Genomic DNA, 17883 nt, shown 5'->3' on the forward strand with positions numbered 1-17883 from the left:
TTCATTCATTCACACCAAAATAATCTCCATGACTGCTTTAACGCTTGACATCAAGGATGGTATCGCTACCATCACCCTGAACCGACCGGAAGTATACAACGCATTCAATGATCCGCTCAGCTATGAGCTACAGGACGCATTAAAGAAAGTAGAAAGGGATGCTGCCGTTAGGGTAGTAGTACTCACTGGAGCTGGAAAGGCTTTCAGTAGCGGTCAGGATCTTAAAGCATCCATGGAGGCCGGCAAGCGGAATTTGAGCGAATCTCTGCATAAACGGTATAATCCAATTATCCGTGCCATCAGGAACATGCCCAAACCCGTGATCTGCAAACTGAATGGCGTGGCTGCCGGTGCAGGATGTTCCCTGGCCCTGGCCTGCGATGTCATCATTGCCAGCGAAACCGCCAGTATGATAGAGATTTTCATCAATATTGCACTGGTACTGGATTCCGGCTCTTCCTACTTCCTGCCAAGGACTGTAGGTTATCACCGGGCCTTCGAACTGGCTACCAAAGCCACCAAAGTGAGCGCAGAAGAAGCCCTGAAAATGGGTCTGGTGAATAAGGTAGTTCCAGCCACCGCGCTGGATGAGGCAGTGGCAGAAGAGGCGAAGTATTACGCCAACGCCCCTACGAAAGCAATTGCCCTCATGAAGAAAATGCTCACCAAAGGCATGACAGAAAGCCTGGATGAGGTATTGGAATATGAAGCCTATTGCCAGGAAATTGCCGGTAATTCAACAGATAATACAGAAGGAGTGACGGCATTTCTGGAAAAACGCCAGCCGGTATTTACCGGAAAATAATGCAGCTCCTCCCAATAAAAAACGCGTCCCGCCAAGGCAGGACGCGTTTTTTTATATTCGTTTATTGGTATTAAAGACCACTCAGGGCGATACCAATCTGGTAAGATCTGATATCGTATTTGTCGCTGTTTTTCAGCAACGGATTCAGGGAGTAGCTGCCAAAGAGGGCAAAGTTACCATAACCTACGCGGGCAGTAGCCGCAAAACGCCATGGGTTGAAGAACTCCTTGTTTCTTTCCTTGTCGGTGGTTTTACCGCCGTTAGGACCAGTGAACTTCGCTTTGGTGTGCGCATCTACTAAGGCGCCAATTTTCACACCGAGAGCTGCTTTGAAACCTTTGTTGGCATTGTCCGGAACGGAACGATATCTCAGCTCAACAGGGATCTCAATATAAGTAGTAGCTACTTTATATCTCTTATTAGTAGTAGTGTAAGGGAAAGTAACGTCTGTTGCATTTACACGACCTGCTACATCCATGCTGTGATCTTTCAGCATAACGCCGCTGGTGCTGATACCAATACCAGGAGCAATACTGAAGTTAGACTTCTTAAGAGGCATGTCATACATGAATGCAATATTAAAGCCCCTGTTGAAACCGGTTTTCACACTGTCTGGAGATCCGGCCCAGCCATCATAAGCCACCTGGATCATCAGGAAATCCCTGGAATGGGTAACAGAATTCATCGCTTTATTCATCGGCGAACCAGCATCCTGTGCGAAAACTCCTAATGAAGCGGCTATGAGCCCAAGGGTAAAAATTATTTTTTTCATAAAAATCTTAATACTTAAGAAAAAGAATATTAGGCAAATTTAATGGAATGATTATAAAATGATTGGTTAAAATATTGCAAAAACAACCCCTAAATTACTCATTCCGGAGATGGAAGTTACATAAAAACTCATATTGATAATCATATTCTTTCCTTGCTACTCTTTTACTTTGGTTGTGCAAAATGAACAAAATGAACAGGCAAAATGGTATAAATAATCCTTAATTTGAAATAAAATCGGTCTTTCGGGACTTAACCCCTGCCAACGCTGACAATTTACTGTTGTACAATTTTTAAGAGTTTTTGAACATTCTTGGTAATGAAAAAAATTGTTAATAGCGTTATTTGGCTTTTTGTTACTATCGGACTGGTACTGTGCGTGCTTCTCTTTTATGCCTGGAACATCAGGCAGAGAACACAGGCGGCCGCCGCTCTGCTCCTCAATAAAAGTATCTCCCGCGAACAGTTACATGTCTATATTCAAAAGGACCTGAGCTACACCAGTTACAGTTTCCTATTTATCATGTTTGTGGTTTTCCTCGCCATCGTTTTCCTCTGCGTGGAAGCCCGCCAGATATCCTGGCATATTTCCCGACTGAGAGAAAGGGCCAACCGCATGCATAAAAATGCCCAGTCCTACAAACGCCTGGCCCAACAAGCCGGCCCTATCATGTATACCTCCTCTCCGGAAGGGTACTTCACCTTCGTAAATGATGCTGTGGAAGATATTACCGGCTACTCCGCCGAGGAAGTAGTAGGTAAACATTACTCCATGTTCCTTGATAAAAAGACGTTCGAACAGCTACAGCCCTTCTATGTACAGCAGATGAAAGGCTACCAGGACTATTCCTCCACCCAGTTCGAAATCATTACCCGCAGTGGAGAAAGGAAATTCGTAGAGCAATTGGTATCCGCCATCAGAGATGATGATGGCCGCGTGACGGAATTCCAGTGCGTTGTCCGCGATCTGTATAGTAGCAAGGAGGCCGACTATTCCGGGGATTATATCCGGGAAAGAATGGAAGCAGTGATTGATTTTACTCCTTCCATGATGTTTATTAAAGATATGACTGGCCGTTATATTCTTACCAACAGGCGCTTCCTCGATGTAATGGGTATACGAAAAGATGATATCATCGGGCAGATAGACGACGATCTGCCTTACCCTTGGGTGAGCCGCTATGCACGACTGGACGCCCAGGTTATCAGTACCGGCCATCCCGCCACCATGGATGATACCCTCGAAATAAACGGGGAACAAACACATTATTATATCACCAAGTTCCCATTGCGTAATGCATACGACGAAATGATCGGTATCTGTTGTACCGCCCATGATGTGACGGAAAGAAAGAACTATATCAAAGAACTTGTCAAAACACAACGGTTAGCGGAAGAGGCCAAGAGAGCACAGGAAACCTTCCTGGCCAATATGAGCCATGAAATTCGTACCCCCATGAATGGTATCCTGGGTATGACCAGACTCTTAATGCAGGATACCCGCTTACAGGAGAATCAGATGGAATTTGTACATGCCATCCAGACATCCGCCTCAAATTTGCTTGTAATCATTAATGAAATCCTCGACTTCTCTAAAATAAAAGCGGGGAAACTCAAGCTGGAAGAGAAACCTTTCATCCTCCGCGAAGAAATTGAAAAAGCCTTGTACCCCCTGAAACATCAGGCACAAGAGAAAAAACTGGACTTTATCACGGTCATAGATGAAAATATTCCTAAATGTTTGATCGGTGATAAAATCCGCCTGCTACAGGTATTAGTCAACCTGGTGGAAAATGCCATCAAGTTTACCGCCAGAGGTAGCGTGAGCGTATATGTTTCCGCGTTGGACGCCGATGAAAAAAGTGTAAGCCTGGTTTATGAGGTAACAGATACGGGCATAGGAATCGCCCAGGAAAAACAGCAATTCGTATTCGACAGCTTCACCCAGACACATGCGGATAATAACCGGACCTTCGGCGGAACCGGCCTGGGACTAGCCATATGCAAGGAACTCGTGGAAATGCAAAACGGCGCCATCACATTGGACAGCACTCCAGGGAAAGGTTCCCGTTTCCGGGTAGTACAACCATTCCTGTATGATAATAGCCTGTCGCCGGAAGTAGAACAGTTGTCTCCCCATATACTGAAAGGAAAACCATTGCTGGGCAAATCAATTCTGGTAGTAGAAGATAACTTGATCAACCAGAAAGTGGCCTGGCATGCCCTCAACAAAGGAGGCGCCAGGGTGCATATGGTGGAAAATGGCCGCGTTGCCGTAGAATTGCTGCTTTTCCAGAAATATGACTGTATCCTCATGGATATACAGATGCCAGGAATGGATGGCTATGAAGCCACCCGACTAATACGCAAAAATGGTATCACTACGGCAATTATTGCTATGACTGCCTCCGCATTAAAAGGCGAAAAAGAAAGATGCCTGGAAATCGGTATGAATGATTATATCTCCAAACCATACGAACAAGAAGAATTGTACACCAAAATCCTCAAAGCAACCGGCTCCTGGGTTCCTGCTCCCATGCCGTCTGTAGCACCAGTTCAGGAAGTAATTCCTGCTGGCCCCGATAGCGATTACCTTCGCGATAAAGTAGGCCTGGATGACCAGGAAATACTGGGCCTCTATCAGGATATGCTCACAGAATTCCCCAACAAACTGGAAGAATTACAGCAAAATGTTCAGCAACAAAACTGGGAGCAAGTGTTTATGCTGGCTCACCAACTGAAAACGTTGTTCACTTTACTGCAATTCAAGGAAGCGATGAGCCTTAGTTTGTCTATTGAGCGCGATGCGCAGACACGGGAAAATCTGGCCACTATTCCCCATCGTGTCGGGAATCTGATGCAGGCCTGGCATACATTCCTGCCTGCATTGAAAATGGCCGCCAATCAGGCTGTTGGCAATGTAAAGTAGAAAGTACTGCCTTTTCCTTCTTCACTCGTAACGCCGATATGGCCTCCCTGCGCTTCAATAAATTCTTTTGAGATAGCGAGGCCTAGTCCGCTACCCTTGGCACTTCTAACGCCAGGCACCTGGAAAAAGCGTTCAAAAATCCGGTCCGTAAATGCAGCAGGTATTCCTTTTCCGTGATCACGTACGGAGAACAAGACTACGTTTCCTTCTGCCGCGGTCACTTGTAAATCAATCTGCGATTTAGGCTTGGAATAACGTATAGCATTGGTCAACAGATTGACCAGTACCCAGGCAGTCTTTTCCACATCCGCTACTATTAAAGGTAAACTCTCTGGAACTACCGGCACTATGGCTATTTCCCGTTGAGACGCCTGCTTCTGAACAGTATCCAAAGCATATTCCACCACCTGCCGCGCTGCAACTGGCTGTGGCTGCAGCTGGATATTGCCGCTTTCTACCTGCGATAAATCCAGCAACTCACTTACAATTTTAATCATCCTGCGATTATCCTGTTTCAAACTGTCTACCAGCTCTTTCTGCTCAGTGGACAACTGCCCTACGCGATCATCTTCTAATAACTTCAGACTGAAGTCGGAGGAGGCGAGGGGCGTTTTCAGTTCATGGGAAATAGTAGCGATGAAATGTGTTTTAGCAATATCTTGCTCTTTGAAAGCGGTTATATTTTTCAATATAACGACATAGCCTATACGCTCTTTTTCATGCTTGATGTCTGCCACCTCTCTGGTAAAAAAGGATTCCTTCCCATCCACCACAATTTTCAGCGGCGTATTTTCCTGGTTGTTTACCAGGTATTTCAGCAGATCATTGTATTTACCTGCCTCTTCCGCTGGATGTCCTACCAGGTCTTTTTCCTGCATATTCAACAACTGCAATGCCTGCGTATTCACAAAAAGGATAGTATTCCGGGTGTCAAAACCGATTGTGGCATCTTTGAGGCTACTGATAATAGCTTCTGCACGCGTTTTTTCAAACATAATACGAGCAATATTACTATGCTCATATTCGTCCAGTCGTTGCGCCATGGTATTGAATGCAGTGGCCAGTTCTCCGAATTCATCGCCGGATTTGAAGTGCAGCCTTTTGCTATACTGTTTATCGGCGATCCCTTTGATACCTTCTGTCAGTTCATGAATAGGGTTGGCAATATATCCGGGGAAATTATAAACGAAGGTGAGTCCTACGAGGAAGCAAACACCACTGATGATAGCAATATATAACAACGCCTTATCGGCGGCCATTTTCACTTTTTCATTCTTTCCCACGATGGCCGCCATATTCAGGTCCATAATGATGTAGATATTCTTCTTGATGGCGGCAATATCAGCAGGAGCGTAGGCGGAGTCCTGTGCGACCCGGCTAAAGGCCGCAGCTACGGCAGCAGTAGCACGCATCTCTCCTTGTTCGGTAACATTCGCTTGTTGCCGGTGTAAACTGGAGTTGAATAGCTGGATGGCAGAGTCGCGATGCTGGGGCAGTTCCTCCAGGGCTACCAGCATGTTCTTCGCATACTCGACAGACTCATAGTTATCTTTGAGGATAATTTTTGCTTTTTCGTTTAGGCGGCTCAGGTAGTAGTAGCCCAGCACGCTGACGACGAGCAGCATGATATATAAGAAAAGTACCCCCAGGGTGATCTTCGTTTTCAGCCTAATGTTACTCATGACAGTATAATGAGGTCTATATCATTGGAAGAAAGCGTTTTCAACAGCTGATTAAACATGTTTGTACGCAGGATGATACGGAACAAACTGATATGCGGTTTTCCGATGCATACCGTTGTTACATGTTTCTCCAGTGCAATGTTAATGATAGCTGATGAAATATTGGCACTATGCTCTTGTATTACTTCCGCTCCAAGTTCTGTAGCCAGTTTGAGGTTATTAATGAGATGTCGTTGAGATGCCAGGGCGATTTTATCTGCACTTTCCCTCGGCGTCTGCACATAAACAACGTACCAGTCTGCATGATAATAAGCAGCCAGTCGGGAGGTCTTTCGGATCACCTTTCTGGCTACTTCATCATTGGAAGAGATGCAGGCCAGAAACGTTTCATGGCGCATCTGCTGGCTGCGCGGGATTTCCGTTTCCACCTTTCGCTCTACCTGAGTAGTTACTTCTTTAAGAGCGAGCTCTCTCAGTTGTAAGATTTTCTCCGCCTGGAAGAAATTGCGCATGGCCGTTTCTACCTTCGACTGGTCGTATATTTTTCCTTCTTTCAGTCGGGTGATTAGTTCATCCGCAGTGAGGTCAATGTTGACTACTTCATTGGCCATTTGCAGCACGCTATCGGGTATACGTTCCTGCACTTCCACGCCAGTAATGGATTTCACTTCCTGGTTAATGCTTTCAATATGCTGGATGTTCACGGCAGAGATCACATTAATCCCTGCATTCAGTATTTCCACTACATCCTGCCAGCGTTTCTCATTTTTGGAACCGGGGATATTCGTATGGGCCAATTCATCTACTATTACCCAGTCTGGCGACAACAAAAGGATCGCATTGAGGTCCATTTCCTCCAGCAGTTTGCCTTTATAGAACACTTGCTTACGGGGAATTACGGGTAGTCCTTCTACGAGGGCCTGGGTTTCCTTACGGCCATGGGTTTCTATATAGCCTACTTGTACATTGACATTATTTCTGAGCATAGAATGCGCTTCCTGCAGCATACGGAAGGTTTTACCTACGCCGGCGCTCATACCGATATAGATTTTAAACTGACCTCTGCCCGATTTATTAGCGAGCTGCAGGAAGTGCGCGACCGATTGTTCTTTATCTGTCATGATGATTTATTAAAACCATACTGCCAGCGAGGCGGTAATAGCGTCATTGGTGCTGGTAGGAGTATCCTTTTTCAGGAAAGTTTTGTCTCTGCCATCAAATAGTCTGCCTTCCAGGCGTAACATAATATTGTTGACAGGAGTGAAATCTGCGTTTAACGAAAAGCCGGTGGTTTTAAATCCATTCGGGGTGTCCGTGGCGATGATGACGCCGTTTTTATCATTATAGTATTCCGCGCGACCGGCCATTGCAAACTTTTCTGTGAATGCATACCTGGCCACTATAATAGGAGAGTACCAGGTGGAGTAGTCGCTGGAGCCTTTTTCTTTTTGTTGCAGGCCATAGTCACAGCCTGCAATAAAACTGAATTTATCAGTGATATTAAAGGTACCGTAAAGGTCGTTAAAGTATCTCATTTTACGGGTACTATCAGGAAAATCATTCCCTACATAAGTGCTCCAGTTCAACAAGATACGGGCATTGGGTTTGAAGGTAATCTGGGTACCGAAATTAGGCGTTTGATTGCCATCCACTTTTTTGATCCGTTGCCATCCATTCAGGTATAATGCAGCGAAAGTCCATTTATCATTAGGCGCCCAGGTAACTTTGGCGCCGGCTTCGAAATAAGGCGTATTTTCCGCCATGATGCTACGGGTAAGGGTGTAGCAATCTTTTCCGATGGCGCTTTCAAAGCCAATATGAGAGGGCATCAGGCCGGCATCAATCCATACTTTCCCAAATCGTACCCCCACATTGGCTTCATAGAGGTATCGCAGCGCTTCTGGTTCGGCAGCCATATTATACTGCGTATAAGTACCACCCATGATGCCAACGTTGGCGTGTACACGATCACTGGTGTAATTGGCTTTCACCATTGCCAGGTTTAGGTTTAGTTCGTTATGTCTGTTGAAGTTATACAGAAATCCTGGAGCCAAATGGTTGGATGGTTGACCAGTATTATAGCTGTAATAAGCTTCTGCATATCCGGAAAAGGTGAAACTTCCTTTTGCATTTTCAACGGTTTTAGTAGAGTCTTGCGCATAGAGGTTCAGTGTCGCAGACAATATGCCTGCAACCATTAAGGCTTTTTTCATATAGAGTCAGTTCGTCGTTATTTCAATTCGTCCAGAGCTACATTGAGTTTCAGTACGTTTACAGTAGGTGTTCCAAACATGCCCCATACAGGCGCTTTGGTATTGTCGGCTATCAGTTGTTTCAGTTTATCAGTAGCTATGCCTCTGGCTTTAGCTACACGCGCAACCTGTATATTGGCGGCGGCAGGAGAGAGATGAGGATCTAAGCCGCTGGCAGACGCGGTTACCAGCTCTGCAGGGATCTCAGATTTCTTCACGTCCGGGTTATGTACCAGGAAAGTGTCGATACGTTCCTGTACTACTTTCAGGTAGTCAGGATTGTTGGCAGCTTTGTTGGACCCTCCGGAGCCGGCAGCGTTGTAATCAACTGCTGACGGGCGGCTCCAGAAATATTTATCTTCTGTGAATTTTTGACCAATCTGTTCAAAGCCCACTACTTTTCCATTATGCATGACCGTTACACCATCTCCTTTACCAGGAGCCAGTTTCGCGATGCCTGCCAGCAGCAGAGGATAAATTCCACCAAGTAATACTACCAGCAGTACGGTCAGTTTTATAGAGGGCAAGAGATATTTTTTCATGACTTTCTTTTTAATTTAATCAGCTTACATAAACAGGGCAATCGCCATGTCGATAATTTTGATACCGATGAATGGAGCAATTACGCCACCCACACCATAGATCAGCAGGTTTCTGCGCAGCAATGCACTGGCGCCTATTGGTTTGTAGGCTACGCCTCGTAGTGCCAGTGGAATCAACATCGGGATGATGATCGCATTGAAGATCACAGCGCTGAGAATAGCCGTTTCAGGACTATGCAGCTTCATGATATTGATACCTTGTAATGCAGGAATAGAGGCCACAAATAAGGCTGGTACGATTGCGAAGTATTTCGCTACGTCGTTGGCGATGGAGAAAGTGGTGAGTGTACCACGGGTCATCAGCAACTGTTTACCGATTTCTACGATCTCAATCAGTTTGGTGGGATCGTTGTCCAGGTCCACCATGTTACCGGCTTCTTTTGCAGCCTGTGTACCGCTGTTCATGGCTACGCCTACATCCGCCTGGGCGAGGGCAGGAGCATCGTTGGTACCGTCTCCCATCATAGCTACCAGTCGGCCTTCTGTTTGCTCGCGACGTATATACGTCATTTTATCTTCCGGCTTGGCTTCTGCAATGAAGTCGTCCACTCCGGCCTTAGTGGCGATATATTTAGCTGTCAGGGGGTTGTCTCCCGTTACCATCACTGTTTTCACACCCATCCTGCGCAGACGGTCGAAACGCTCGCTGATACCCGGTTTGATAATGTCCTGTAATTCTATTACGCCTTGTACTTTACCGTTCAGCGCTACTACCAACGGCGTACCGCCATCTTTGGAGATCGATTCTACGCGACTGGTAATCTCTGCCGGGAAAGGATTTCCGGCTCTTTCTGCAAGATTCCTGATGGCATCATAAGCGCCTTTACGGATTTTATTTCCATCAGGCAGGTCTATACCGCTACTGCGGGTTTCGGCGGTAAATTTCACCAGCACACCGCCAGTAGTATTCAATTTGGAAACGATATCTCTTCCGGCCAGTTCTACGATCGACTTACCTTCCGGCGTTTCATCCGAGAGGGAGCTAATAGCGCAGAGCTGCACGAAAGCGTTCATATCCACTCCGTTAGCAGGATAAAAGTTAGTCGCCTTACGATTACCGATAGTAATGGTACCTGTTTTATCCAGTAACAGTACATCAATATCACCCGCTGTTTCTACAGCCTTACCAGATTTGGTAATCACATTCGCCCGCAGGGCTCTGTCCATACCTGCAATACCGATCGCAGATAATAATCCGCCGATGGTAGTAGGTATCAGACAAACGAACAGGGAGATGAATGCCGCTATAGTGATCGGTGTGTTCGCGTAGTCAGCGAAAGGTTTGAGGGTCACACAAACGATAATGAATACCAGTGTGAAACTCGCCAGCAGAATGGTTAACGCGATTTCATTCGGCGTTTTCTGGCGACTTGCACCTTCTACCAGGGCAATCATTTTATCCAGGAAAGATTCGCCAGGTTCGGTGGTCACGCGTACTTTTATATGATCAGAAAGTACTTTTGTGCCGCCTACCACGCTGGATTTATCTCCTCCCGCTTCTCTTATCACTGGCGCGCTTTCTCCCGTAATAGCCGACTCGTCGATACTGGCGAGCCCTTGAACGATCTCTCCGTCGGCAGGAATAATGTCTCCCGGATCACAAACAAAAATATCTCCTTTACGCAGTTGAGAAGAGGATACTATTTTGATTTCATTGGTGAAAATCTCTCCGATCAATTCCACTTTTTTGGCGGGCGTTTCTTCTCTGGTTTTGCGCAAGCTTTCTGCCTGTGCTTTACCACGCGCTTCTGCGATCGCTTCCGCGAAATTGGCAAACAACACGGTGAGGAATAGTACCAGGAAAACGGCTATGTTGTAACCTGCGCTACCCTGGTCTGTATTCTTGGTAAACAGGGCGTATAAGGCCACAACAAGCATAACTGCAGTGCCAAGTTCCACGGTAAACATTACCGGGTTTTTGATCATCAGTTTCGGATTCAGTTTCACGAAAGATTGCTTCAGACTTTCCAGTACCTGCTCTCTCGGAAACAGTTTATTATCTTTATTCATCTCGAAATATCTTATGGATAATTATTTATACAGCGAAAAATACTCTGCAATCGGGCCCAATGCCAGTGCAGGGAAGTAAGACAACGCCGTTAATATCACAATCACTGCAAATGTCATCGCGCCAAAAGTGAGTGAATCCGTACGCAGCGTACCAGCAGATTCGGGAATATGTTTCTTGGCGCCCATAATACCTGCAATTGCCACTGGACCTATAATCGGCAGATATCTTCCTAAAATCAATACAAATCCGGTACTGATATTCCAGAACATATTACCATCTCCGAGTCCTTCAAAACCGGAACCATTGTTGGCATTGGAGGAGGTCATTTCGTAGAGCATTTCTGAAAATCCGTGATAACCGGGATTATTCAGCCAGCTACTCGGTTTCACCGCCCAATCTGCATTTGGATGATGTACAAATACATAACATGCAATGGCAGTACCGGCAAGGATGAGGAAAGGAGACAACAAGGTAATCAGCGCTGCAATTTTTACTTCGCGGGCCTCGAGTTTATGTCCCATGAATTCAGGCGTACGTCCTACCATCAATCCTGAAATGAATACCGCGATAATTACATAGATATAGTAGTTCAGAATACCTACGCCGCATCCGCCATAGAGGCAGTTCAGCATCATGCCGAGCAATTCCATCAGGCCGCTCATAGGCATCATACTGTCGTGGAATCCGCAGATGGAACCAGTGGAAATAATCGTCGTGACGGTACTCCAGTAGGCTGTTCCTGCGGGGCCGAAGCGAACTTCCTTACCCTCCATGGAACCGGTTAGTTGTTGTACCCCCATATGCGCCAGGGCAGGATTTCCGCTCATTTCTGCCTGCATGGTGGGTATCAGAAGGCATATCATCCCAATGGTCATTATACCAAAGATGACATAAGCGAATTTTCTACGTTGTATGAACATGCCGAGGGCGAAAACCATTGCAATAGGAATCACTACCTGGGCCACCATTTCTGTGATATAGCCAATATAGTTAGGGTTTTCGAACGGATGCGCAGAGTTAGCGCCAAACCATCCACCACCATTAGTTCCCAGGTGTTTGATAGCAATGAAACCAGCCGCAGGACCACGGGAAACATTCACTGTATCTCCCTGTAATGTTACTACACTGGTTTTACCGGCATAACTGGCTGGCGTACCATTGAATATCAGTATCACTGCAATCAGTAAACAAAGCGGCAGCAGGATGCGGGTAATCGTTTTCAGGAAGATTTCCCAGAAGTTACCCAGTTTGGTAACTGTTTTCTCTTTAAATGCCTTAAATACAACTATAAGCGCCGCAATACCTGTGGCTGCACTTACGAATTGCAGGAAGGCCAGTACAAAAAGCTGCGTGAAATAGGTGACGCCCGTTTCGCCGGAATAGTGTTGCAGGTTACAGTTTACAAGGAAACTGATTGCCGAGTTGAAAGCCAGATCAGGCGACTGTCCTGGGTTTCCATCCGGATTGAGTGGCAGTTTATCCTGGAACAGTAATGCAAAAAAAGCATAAACAAACCATACCAGGTTAATGGTCAACAGCGCTTTCATATGCTGTTTCCAATCCATTTCCTCCTTAGGATTAATGCCGGAAAACTTATAGAAGAGTCTCTCCAGCGGCGACATAAAATCGGACCATACCTTGTCTCCTCTGAAAACCTTGACAATGTATCTCGCAAGTGGCCAGGCAAGTAGTAATGTTAGTCCATAGGTGGCGATAACGCCTAATATTTCTGTGTTCATCTTTTAGTTAGAATTTTTCCGGCTTCAGCAGTACATATATCATGTATAAGAATACCAGTATGGATAAGACAAAGAGTGCTGTCATATTGGTGAGTGTTAAGCAGGTCTAAATGTTTTCGAAATAGTCTACTGATTTAAAGAATAGCACAAAAAAGAGCAGTCCGAGAATCAGTAGCAAAATGGTGAGTAACATGTTGTTATATTTTAAATGTTTTATACTCCGGGAGTTTGCAGGTGATGCGTACGGATCTGACGTAATGTAGCCGGAAGGAGCGTTCTCACATTATTCTGGATCAGGGGTGATAACGCGTATACATACACGCTCTCAATCGCATTTTTCAGCACGGCGCTACCATTATGATACAGTACCGCTGCCATGGTGAAACAACGCCTTACTTCTTCCGTTCGACCAAGGCGAATCATCTGTCCGGTATAATCGGCAAAGCTGTGTATCACTTTGCTGACTTTACCTCTCCCATTATGTTGCTCCATCGCAACTGTAAGACCTACAATCTGATGGCCTAGTAACCGGGAGATCTTTGAATCAGGTAACATGGTAATATTAGTTTTTGTTCTATTACACCTGCCAGCGGAATGCCACATGCTGTACTGCATACCGGAAAAAATAACTAACTAATTAATAACCATTGTTTTATATTTTTATTTTAGAGAGACATGGCTACTTAACACAAGTTAAAACCATGCAAAAACGGTAGGGTACATGCAAAAACTGAAAAAGTCAGTTTAATTTCGGTCACCAAAATATTCTTTACCTATGGAGCAAAATCAGGGCAGATCCAACAACCAATTTCCCATCCGTAAAACACTAATCATTGGCTCGCTGGTAATCGCAGCCATCATTTCATTAACAGTTATCCAGGTTCGAAGGAAGAATATGGAGAACGAGGGCTATCAGAAAGCGCTGGCGCTGATGAAAGCCCATAAGTATGGGGCTGCATTCACACTACTGATGCCTCTTGCGGAAAACAACAAGGACCTGAATGTAAAACTGGCTTTGGCAGAAGCAATGGTATATTGTGGCTATTGGCCATCAGATTCCCTGATGACGGTTCTGGAAAAAGAACAGTTTCAGGATAAAGCCCAGCTTAAAAAATTCGGGGAACTGAAGCAGGAGTATGCTCATTATAGTATTCCAGTCGAAGTGAAAAATTTACTGTTATCTGTGAAATATACTGATCCCAGATATATTCAGATAATAGATTCCAGTCTTGCAATGCATCCTCATTCAGAAGGACTGCTATTCTGCAAAGCATCCGTCAACACCCAACTTAGCGATAGTGAAAGGAGCGCATTACTAATGCAGATATTAGCCATTAATCCAAGGAATATACCTGCACGAAAGGAATTGATGCGCACCTATTTTAAACAGAAAAATTTCATCGCTGTACAGACAGAAGCGGTGGCTATTCTGAAATCGCTGCCAGATGATGGCCTGGCCAGCGTCTTGCTACCTGCCGCAAAATACCAGCAGCAACAAGACAGTACAAAAGCGGCACAAATACCTCCTGGCCTTAATGGACACGAATTCATTTCCGCCAGTAGAAGTTAACCAAAGGCTACTCAGCATAATGAAATAGAAAATGCCAGCATTGCTGGCATTTTCTATTTCATTATGCGACAAATTACTTTTCCACTTTCCCAAAATGATGATTTATCTTGTCACATCCCTAAAACATTTTTAACTACCTATGGAATACGAACAGGAAGAGGGCATGGAAGCATTTCATGATCAGGAAATGCAGGCGCCCACCAATTGTTGCATCAGTTGCCACAGTCCCTCATATGAAGATGGATATAGCACTAAGCTCTGCACCGAATGCCGGAAAAAATTAAGTCAGTACCCAATCGACAAAAAAGTGAAAATTGGAGCGCTCCTGGTGCTGGCAATCTTCATTTTTTCGCTGACACTCTTACCAGCAAGAATGAAGCTGGGACTGAACTATGCCCAGGCGCTTAAGATGATGGAGACACACCACTACAAGTCCGCCTTAAATTTGCTGGAACCTATTGCTCAGAAGTATAGTAAAGAGTTGGAAGTTGAAATTGCTTATACTGAAGCGTTATTATATTCATCACACCTTCCGGAAGCCGACAGTATGATTCAAAAATTATCCAAGGTATCCTTTTCGGATAATGGACTATTGAAAAAAGCGCAACAACTTAGTGATGAGCTCAATCATTACCGATTAGATGACGAACATGTAACATTGTTGGATAACGTAGAAGAATCAGACCCAAAGTATATTAAGCTTTTAGACTCCTGTCTTGCCAAAGCATCCAACAATGAAGGATTACTCTTAACAAGAGCCAGGTATGCCTTAAGCCAGGATAATTACCAGGAATATGAAACACTCGGCAAACGGCTGTTAGCCATTTATCCTCATCATATGCTGGCACAAAAGATAGTGTTGAACAGCTATTTTTTGCAGTTGAAATATAAAGAGGCAGCAGCTTATGCTGCGCTTATATTAAAAGATTCTCCAGAAGATGAATTTGCCATGACGATGCAACAAAAAATCCATGCAGCGTTAAATTCTACAGATGGTAAGTCATCAACCCTTTAGTATCCCTTCATAATTCATACACATGTTCTTTATACCTAGTATTCTAATTACAATTCTCACATTTCCTGGCGTGGTAGTACACGAACTGGCACACCAGCTATTCTGTCGCCTTTTTGGGGTAGCAGTGTTTGAGGTGAAATATTTTCAGGTTGGTAATCCTGCTGGTTACGTGATTCATGAACAGCCTAAAAACCCTGTTCATCAATTATTGATCAGTATAGGGCCATTTTTCCTGAATACCATATTGGGCATCCTCATCGCATTTCCTGCTATCTTGCCTATTGCACAGTTTGGAGAGCCTAATATGCTTGACTACCTGATGATATACCTGGGCGTAAGCATTGCTATACATGCATTCCCCAGTACCGGCGATGCCAATTCCATTTGGCAAATAGTGGTCCATGGAGAAAATACGCCACTATGGTTGAAAATCCTTTGCTTCCCTATAGTGGTCATTATCTATATTGGGGCAATCGGATCTGTCATTTGGTTGGATTTCGCTTATGGAGTCGGAGTTGCCGTATTCCTGCCGCTGTGGATTATCAAACTTATTGCATAAAATAAAACAGGCCAGACATGAAGTCTGGCCTGCAAAAATGTTTATTGTATAATTACTTCTTCACTTTCCCGAAATGATAGCTGATCATTAACATACCTACTGATCCGATTTTTACACGGTAGTATGGATTGTTGGCATCGGGATCAAATGACTTGGGATCATTGGGCTTATAGTAGTAGCTATTGAGAGAGATCTCAGTGGCGAGCGAAATGTGTCTTCCGAAATAATATTGCAAGCCTACTACGGGACTTACACCAAAACGCCAGACACTGATACCAGTGGTATTCGACTTACTATATGCAACAGATGCATCAGCGCCGCCGTACAGCAACCAGTCGTCGATTACATGTCCCCATTGATGTCCTAACCTGACATCTGGGTAAAGTCCTTCGGACTTCTCATTACTTAATTCAAGGTTAATACCTACTCTTGCAGCCTTATTATGGCGATAGTGCCATTTGTAGTTGATCATATAAGACTGCTGATTCTTCTTCAGGAAAGTTAGGATGTTGGCAATATCGATGCCTAATTCATGCTGATACCTATACTTTACATTAGTGGTATCCTGGCAGAAAGCAGCGATACTGGTACAAACCAGTATCGCTGTTAAAAGGAATATTTTCTTACTTGCTGTTAACCCAGTCACTCAGCTTGTTTTTAAGTTTGGTAATTTTTTTAGAGAAGCTACCGTTAGATTCAGCTCTCTTATTGAACCAATCATTCACATCTGTACCGAAGTATGGTTTCAGCAGGCCTTTCAGATCAGAGATGAAAGGATCGCTGTACACCATTGCATTCTCAGAAGTTTTGTCTTTGTAGAATACCATCAGGTCACGACCGTTAGATGCATTGTCTTTGAAACGGAATTCGCCGATAGCAGCATCTTTGTTGTAAGCAAATACGCTGAAGGTTGGATTTACGTCTACAGCTTTATCAGAAGATAATTTGAAGTATGCTTTCGCATCCCATGAACCTTTGATAGCCAGGTCGCCTTTTTTCACGCCGCCTTCAACAGATACCAGGTCGTCATGCAGTGACAGGTTGTTGTAGTCATCATTTGCGAAAGTGAATTTACCATTGAATGCAGTCACACAGTCAGAACCGGTTTGCATTTCAAAGATGGCATTAAACTGTGTGTTGGTGATTTTATCCACTTTAACGAGGTAATCATGCGGAGCCAGGCTGAACTTCAGGGTGATATTCTGAGGAATAGGGAAGTTACCTTTTGCATAGCTACCAGCGAATTCCAGACGGAACAACTGAGTACCATCTTTTGTCAGTGTAGCTTTGGCAGCTGTAGGGAGATAAACGTTTTCCGCATTCACCTGGTATTTATCATCTTTATAACCAGTGATAGTGAATTCGTAATTATTTTTAGTACTTGCCGGATCAGAAGGGAAAGTAACTACGATATCGCTGGAAGCTGTTTTGTCGAATTTCTTCGTAGCAGGATTCCAGGTATATTTACCTGCATAGTGTGCAAAATCAAAGCGGGAGTCAGGTCCTACTTCTACATCGCCTATTGCAAGGTCCAGTGCCTCGGTTACGTCATTCAACCATTGTTCATTTGCAATATCACCATCTTTCAGACCAACGGTATTCAGTATAGACTGCATGAACTGACCATCCTTAATGTTTTTAACGCAATTGAATAAGTTGGTACGAGTCTGGTTTAACTGTCTTTTGTCTTCTTCTACGGTAGTGGGTTTTTGTGGACCTTCTTCATTTTTGCTTCCACATCCGGTAATCATAGCGAAAGAAAGGGCGGCGCCAGCCAGAACTCCCTTATAGCGGGTTAGGTACATAGGTAGGATTTGTTTATAAGTTTATAATGAGTATGCAAGATATATCAAAATCATACCATTTAATACAATTTTAATGCATAAAAAAAACAAGGAAAGTTGATTATGCATATAAAGCATTTCAACTTTCCTTGTTTTTGTATTAC

The 17883-nt window shown here is 44.5% G+C and carries 16 protein-coding genes; 5 read left to right on the forward strand and 11 right to left on the reverse strand.

Going from position 1 to position 17883, the window contains the following annotated elements:
* Window positions 1-28 precede the first annotated feature (28 nt).
* A complete protein-coding gene (locus CLV59_RS05365; protein WP_111590995.1) occupies window positions 29-805 on the forward strand; it encodes an enoyl-CoA hydratase-related protein in 777 nt (258 codons plus the stop codon).
* 70 nt (window positions 806-875) lie between these two features.
* Here the strand turns inward: CLV59_RS05365 and CLV59_RS05370 are convergent, their stop codons facing one another.
* Window positions 876-1577, reverse strand: coding sequence for a porin family protein (locus CLV59_RS05370; protein WP_111590996.1), 702 nt, complete (start codon window positions 1575-1577; stop codon window positions 876-878).
* 318 nt (window positions 1578-1895) lie between these two features.
* On the opposite strand from CLV59_RS05370, the gene CLV59_RS05375 reads away from it, so the two are divergent.
* On the forward strand, window positions 1896-4505 hold the full coding sequence (locus CLV59_RS05375; protein ID WP_111590997.1) for a PAS domain-containing hybrid sensor histidine kinase/response regulator: 2610 nt from the start codon (window positions 1896-1898) through the stop codon (window positions 4503-4505).
* Here CLV59_RS05375 and CLV59_RS05380 read toward each other — a convergent pair.
* The 8 genes from CLV59_RS05380 to CLV59_RS05415 form a co-directional block, all read right to left on the reverse strand.
* Window positions 4481-6187: a sensor histidine kinase gene (locus CLV59_RS05380; RefSeq protein ID WP_111590998.1), complete on the reverse strand. Its 1707-nt coding sequence runs from the start codon at window positions 6185-6187 to the stop codon at window positions 4481-4483. The genes CLV59_RS05375 and CLV59_RS05380 overlap by 25 nt on opposite strands.
* The gene (locus CLV59_RS05385) at window positions 6184-7308 is read right to left on the reverse strand and encodes a sensor protein KdpD (RefSeq protein ID WP_111590999.1); all 1125 of its coding nucleotides are present in this window, start codon (window positions 7306-7308) and stop codon (window positions 6184-6186) included. The genes CLV59_RS05380 and CLV59_RS05385 overlap by 4 nt, the downstream gene beginning before the upstream one ends.
* Window positions 7309-7317: 9 nt before the next feature.
* Window positions 7318-8400 carry a porin gene (locus tag CLV59_RS05390; protein WP_111591000.1) on the reverse strand — a complete coding sequence of 361 codons (1083 nt, stop codon included), beginning with the start codon at window positions 8398-8400 and terminating at the stop codon, window positions 7318-7320.
* Between the two features lie 17 nt (window positions 8401-8417).
* On the reverse strand, window positions 8418-8981 hold the full coding sequence (locus tag CLV59_RS05395; protein ID WP_111591001.1) for a K(+)-transporting ATPase subunit C: 564 nt from the start codon (window positions 8979-8981) through the stop codon (window positions 8418-8420).
* A gap of 24 nt (window positions 8982-9005) precedes the next feature.
* A complete protein-coding gene (kdpB, locus tag CLV59_RS05400) occupies window positions 9006-11051 on the reverse strand; it encodes a potassium-transporting ATPase subunit KdpB (protein ID WP_111591002.1) in 2046 nt (681 codons plus the stop codon).
* A gap of 21 nt (window positions 11052-11072) precedes the next feature.
* The gene (kdpA, locus tag CLV59_RS05405) at window positions 11073-12791 is read right to left on the reverse strand and encodes a potassium-transporting ATPase subunit KdpA (protein ID WP_111591003.1); all 1719 of its coding nucleotides are present in this window, start codon (window positions 12789-12791) and stop codon (window positions 11073-11075) included.
* 7 nt (window positions 12792-12798) lie between these two features.
* Window positions 12799-12876, reverse strand: coding sequence for a potassium-transporting ATPase subunit F (locus CLV59_RS29405; RefSeq protein WP_111591670.1), 78 nt, complete (start codon window positions 12874-12876; stop codon window positions 12799-12801).
* A 128-nt stretch (window positions 12877-13004) separates the two neighbouring features.
* Entirely contained in the window at window positions 13005-13346 is a 342-nt protein-coding gene (locus CLV59_RS05415; protein WP_111591004.1) for a DUF7674 family protein, read from the reverse strand.
* A 220-nt stretch (window positions 13347-13566) separates the two neighbouring features.
* Here CLV59_RS05415 and CLV59_RS05420 point away from each other — a divergent pair, with 220 nt between their 5' ends.
* The 3 genes from CLV59_RS05420 (at window position 13567) to CLV59_RS05430 (ending at window position 15935) form a co-directional block, all read left to right on the forward strand.
* A complete protein-coding gene (locus CLV59_RS05420; RefSeq protein ID WP_111591005.1) occupies window positions 13567-14361 on the forward strand; it encodes a tetratricopeptide repeat protein in 795 nt (264 codons plus the stop codon).
* Between the two features lie 139 nt (window positions 14362-14500).
* Window positions 14501-15376 carry a tetratricopeptide repeat protein gene (locus CLV59_RS05425; protein ID WP_111591006.1) on the forward strand — a complete coding sequence of 292 codons (876 nt, stop codon included), beginning with the start codon at window positions 14501-14503 and terminating at the stop codon, window positions 15374-15376.
* A 22-nt stretch (window positions 15377-15398) separates the two neighbouring features.
* Window positions 15399-15935: a DUF3267 domain-containing protein gene (locus CLV59_RS05430; protein ID WP_111591007.1), complete on the forward strand. Its 537-nt coding sequence runs from the start codon at window positions 15399-15401 to the stop codon at window positions 15933-15935.
* Between the two features lie 52 nt (window positions 15936-15987).
* Here the strand turns inward: CLV59_RS05430 and CLV59_RS05435 are convergent, their stop codons facing one another.
* The gene (locus tag CLV59_RS05435) at window positions 15988-16581 is read right to left on the reverse strand and encodes a hypothetical protein (RefSeq protein WP_111591008.1); all 594 of its coding nucleotides are present in this window, start codon (window positions 16579-16581) and stop codon (window positions 15988-15990) included.
* The gene (locus tag CLV59_RS05440; protein ID WP_111591009.1) at window positions 16559-17740 is read right to left on the reverse strand and encodes a hypothetical protein; all 1182 of its coding nucleotides are present in this window, start codon (window positions 17738-17740) and stop codon (window positions 16559-16561) included. The genes CLV59_RS05435 and CLV59_RS05440 overlap by 23 nt, the downstream gene beginning before the upstream one ends.
* Window positions 17741-17883: the final 143 nt, after the last annotated feature.

Source organism: Chitinophaga dinghuensis, assembly GCF_003259435.1.
Classification (GTDB): domain Bacteria; phylum Bacteroidota; class Bacteroidia; order Chitinophagales; family Chitinophagaceae; genus Chitinophaga; species Chitinophaga dinghuensis.

Excerpts from the sequence above, each read along its gene's own strand:
- CLV59_RS05365 (WP_111590995.1), top strand. The coding sequence starts at position 29 with ATGACTGCTTTAACGCTTGACATCAAGGATGGTATCGCTACCATCACC.
- CLV59_RS05370 (WP_111590996.1), bottom strand. The coding sequence starts at position 1,577 with ATGAAAAAAATAATTTTTACCCTTGGGCTCATAGCCGCTTCATTAGGA.
- CLV59_RS05375 (WP_111590997.1), top strand. The coding sequence starts at position 1,896 with ATGAAAAAAATTGTTAATAGCGTTATTTGGCTTTTTGTTACTATCGGA.
- CLV59_RS05380 (WP_111590998.1), bottom strand. The coding sequence starts at position 6,187 with ATGAGTAACATTAGGCTGAAAACGAAGATCACCCTGGGGGTACTTTTC.
- CLV59_RS05385 (WP_111590999.1), bottom strand. The coding sequence starts at position 7,308 with ATGACAGATAAAGAACAATCGGTCGCGCACTTCCTGCAGCTCGCTAAT.
- CLV59_RS05390 (WP_111591000.1), bottom strand. The coding sequence starts at position 8,400 with ATGAAAAAAGCCTTAATGGTTGCAGGCATATTGTCTGCGACACTGAAC.
- CLV59_RS05395 (WP_111591001.1), bottom strand. The coding sequence starts at position 8,981 with ATGAAAAAATATCTCTTGCCCTCTATAAAACTGACCGTACTGCTGGTA.
- kdpB (WP_111591002.1), bottom strand. The coding sequence starts at position 11,051 with ATGAATAAAGATAATAAACTGTTTCCGAGAGAGCAGGTACTGGAAAGT.
- kdpA (WP_111591003.1), bottom strand. The coding sequence starts at position 12,791 with ATGAACACAGAAATATTAGGCGTTATCGCCACCTATGGACTAACATTA.
- CLV59_RS29405 (WP_111591670.1), bottom strand. The coding sequence starts at position 12,876 with ATGACAGCACTCTTTGTCTTATCCATACTGGTATTCTTATACATGATA.
- CLV59_RS05415 (WP_111591004.1), bottom strand. The coding sequence starts at position 13,346 with ATGTTACCTGATTCAAAGATCTCCCGGTTACTAGGCCATCAGATTGTA.
- CLV59_RS05420 (WP_111591005.1), top strand. The coding sequence starts at position 13,567 with ATGGAGCAAAATCAGGGCAGATCCAACAACCAATTTCCCATCCGTAAA.
- CLV59_RS05425 (WP_111591006.1), top strand. The coding sequence starts at position 14,501 with ATGGAATACGAACAGGAAGAGGGCATGGAAGCATTTCATGATCAGGAA.
- CLV59_RS05430 (WP_111591007.1), top strand. The coding sequence starts at position 15,399 with ATGTTCTTTATACCTAGTATTCTAATTACAATTCTCACATTTCCTGGC.
- CLV59_RS05440 (WP_111591009.1), bottom strand. The coding sequence starts at position 17,740 with ATGTACCTAACCCGCTATAAGGGAGTTCTGGCTGGCGCCGCCCTTTCT.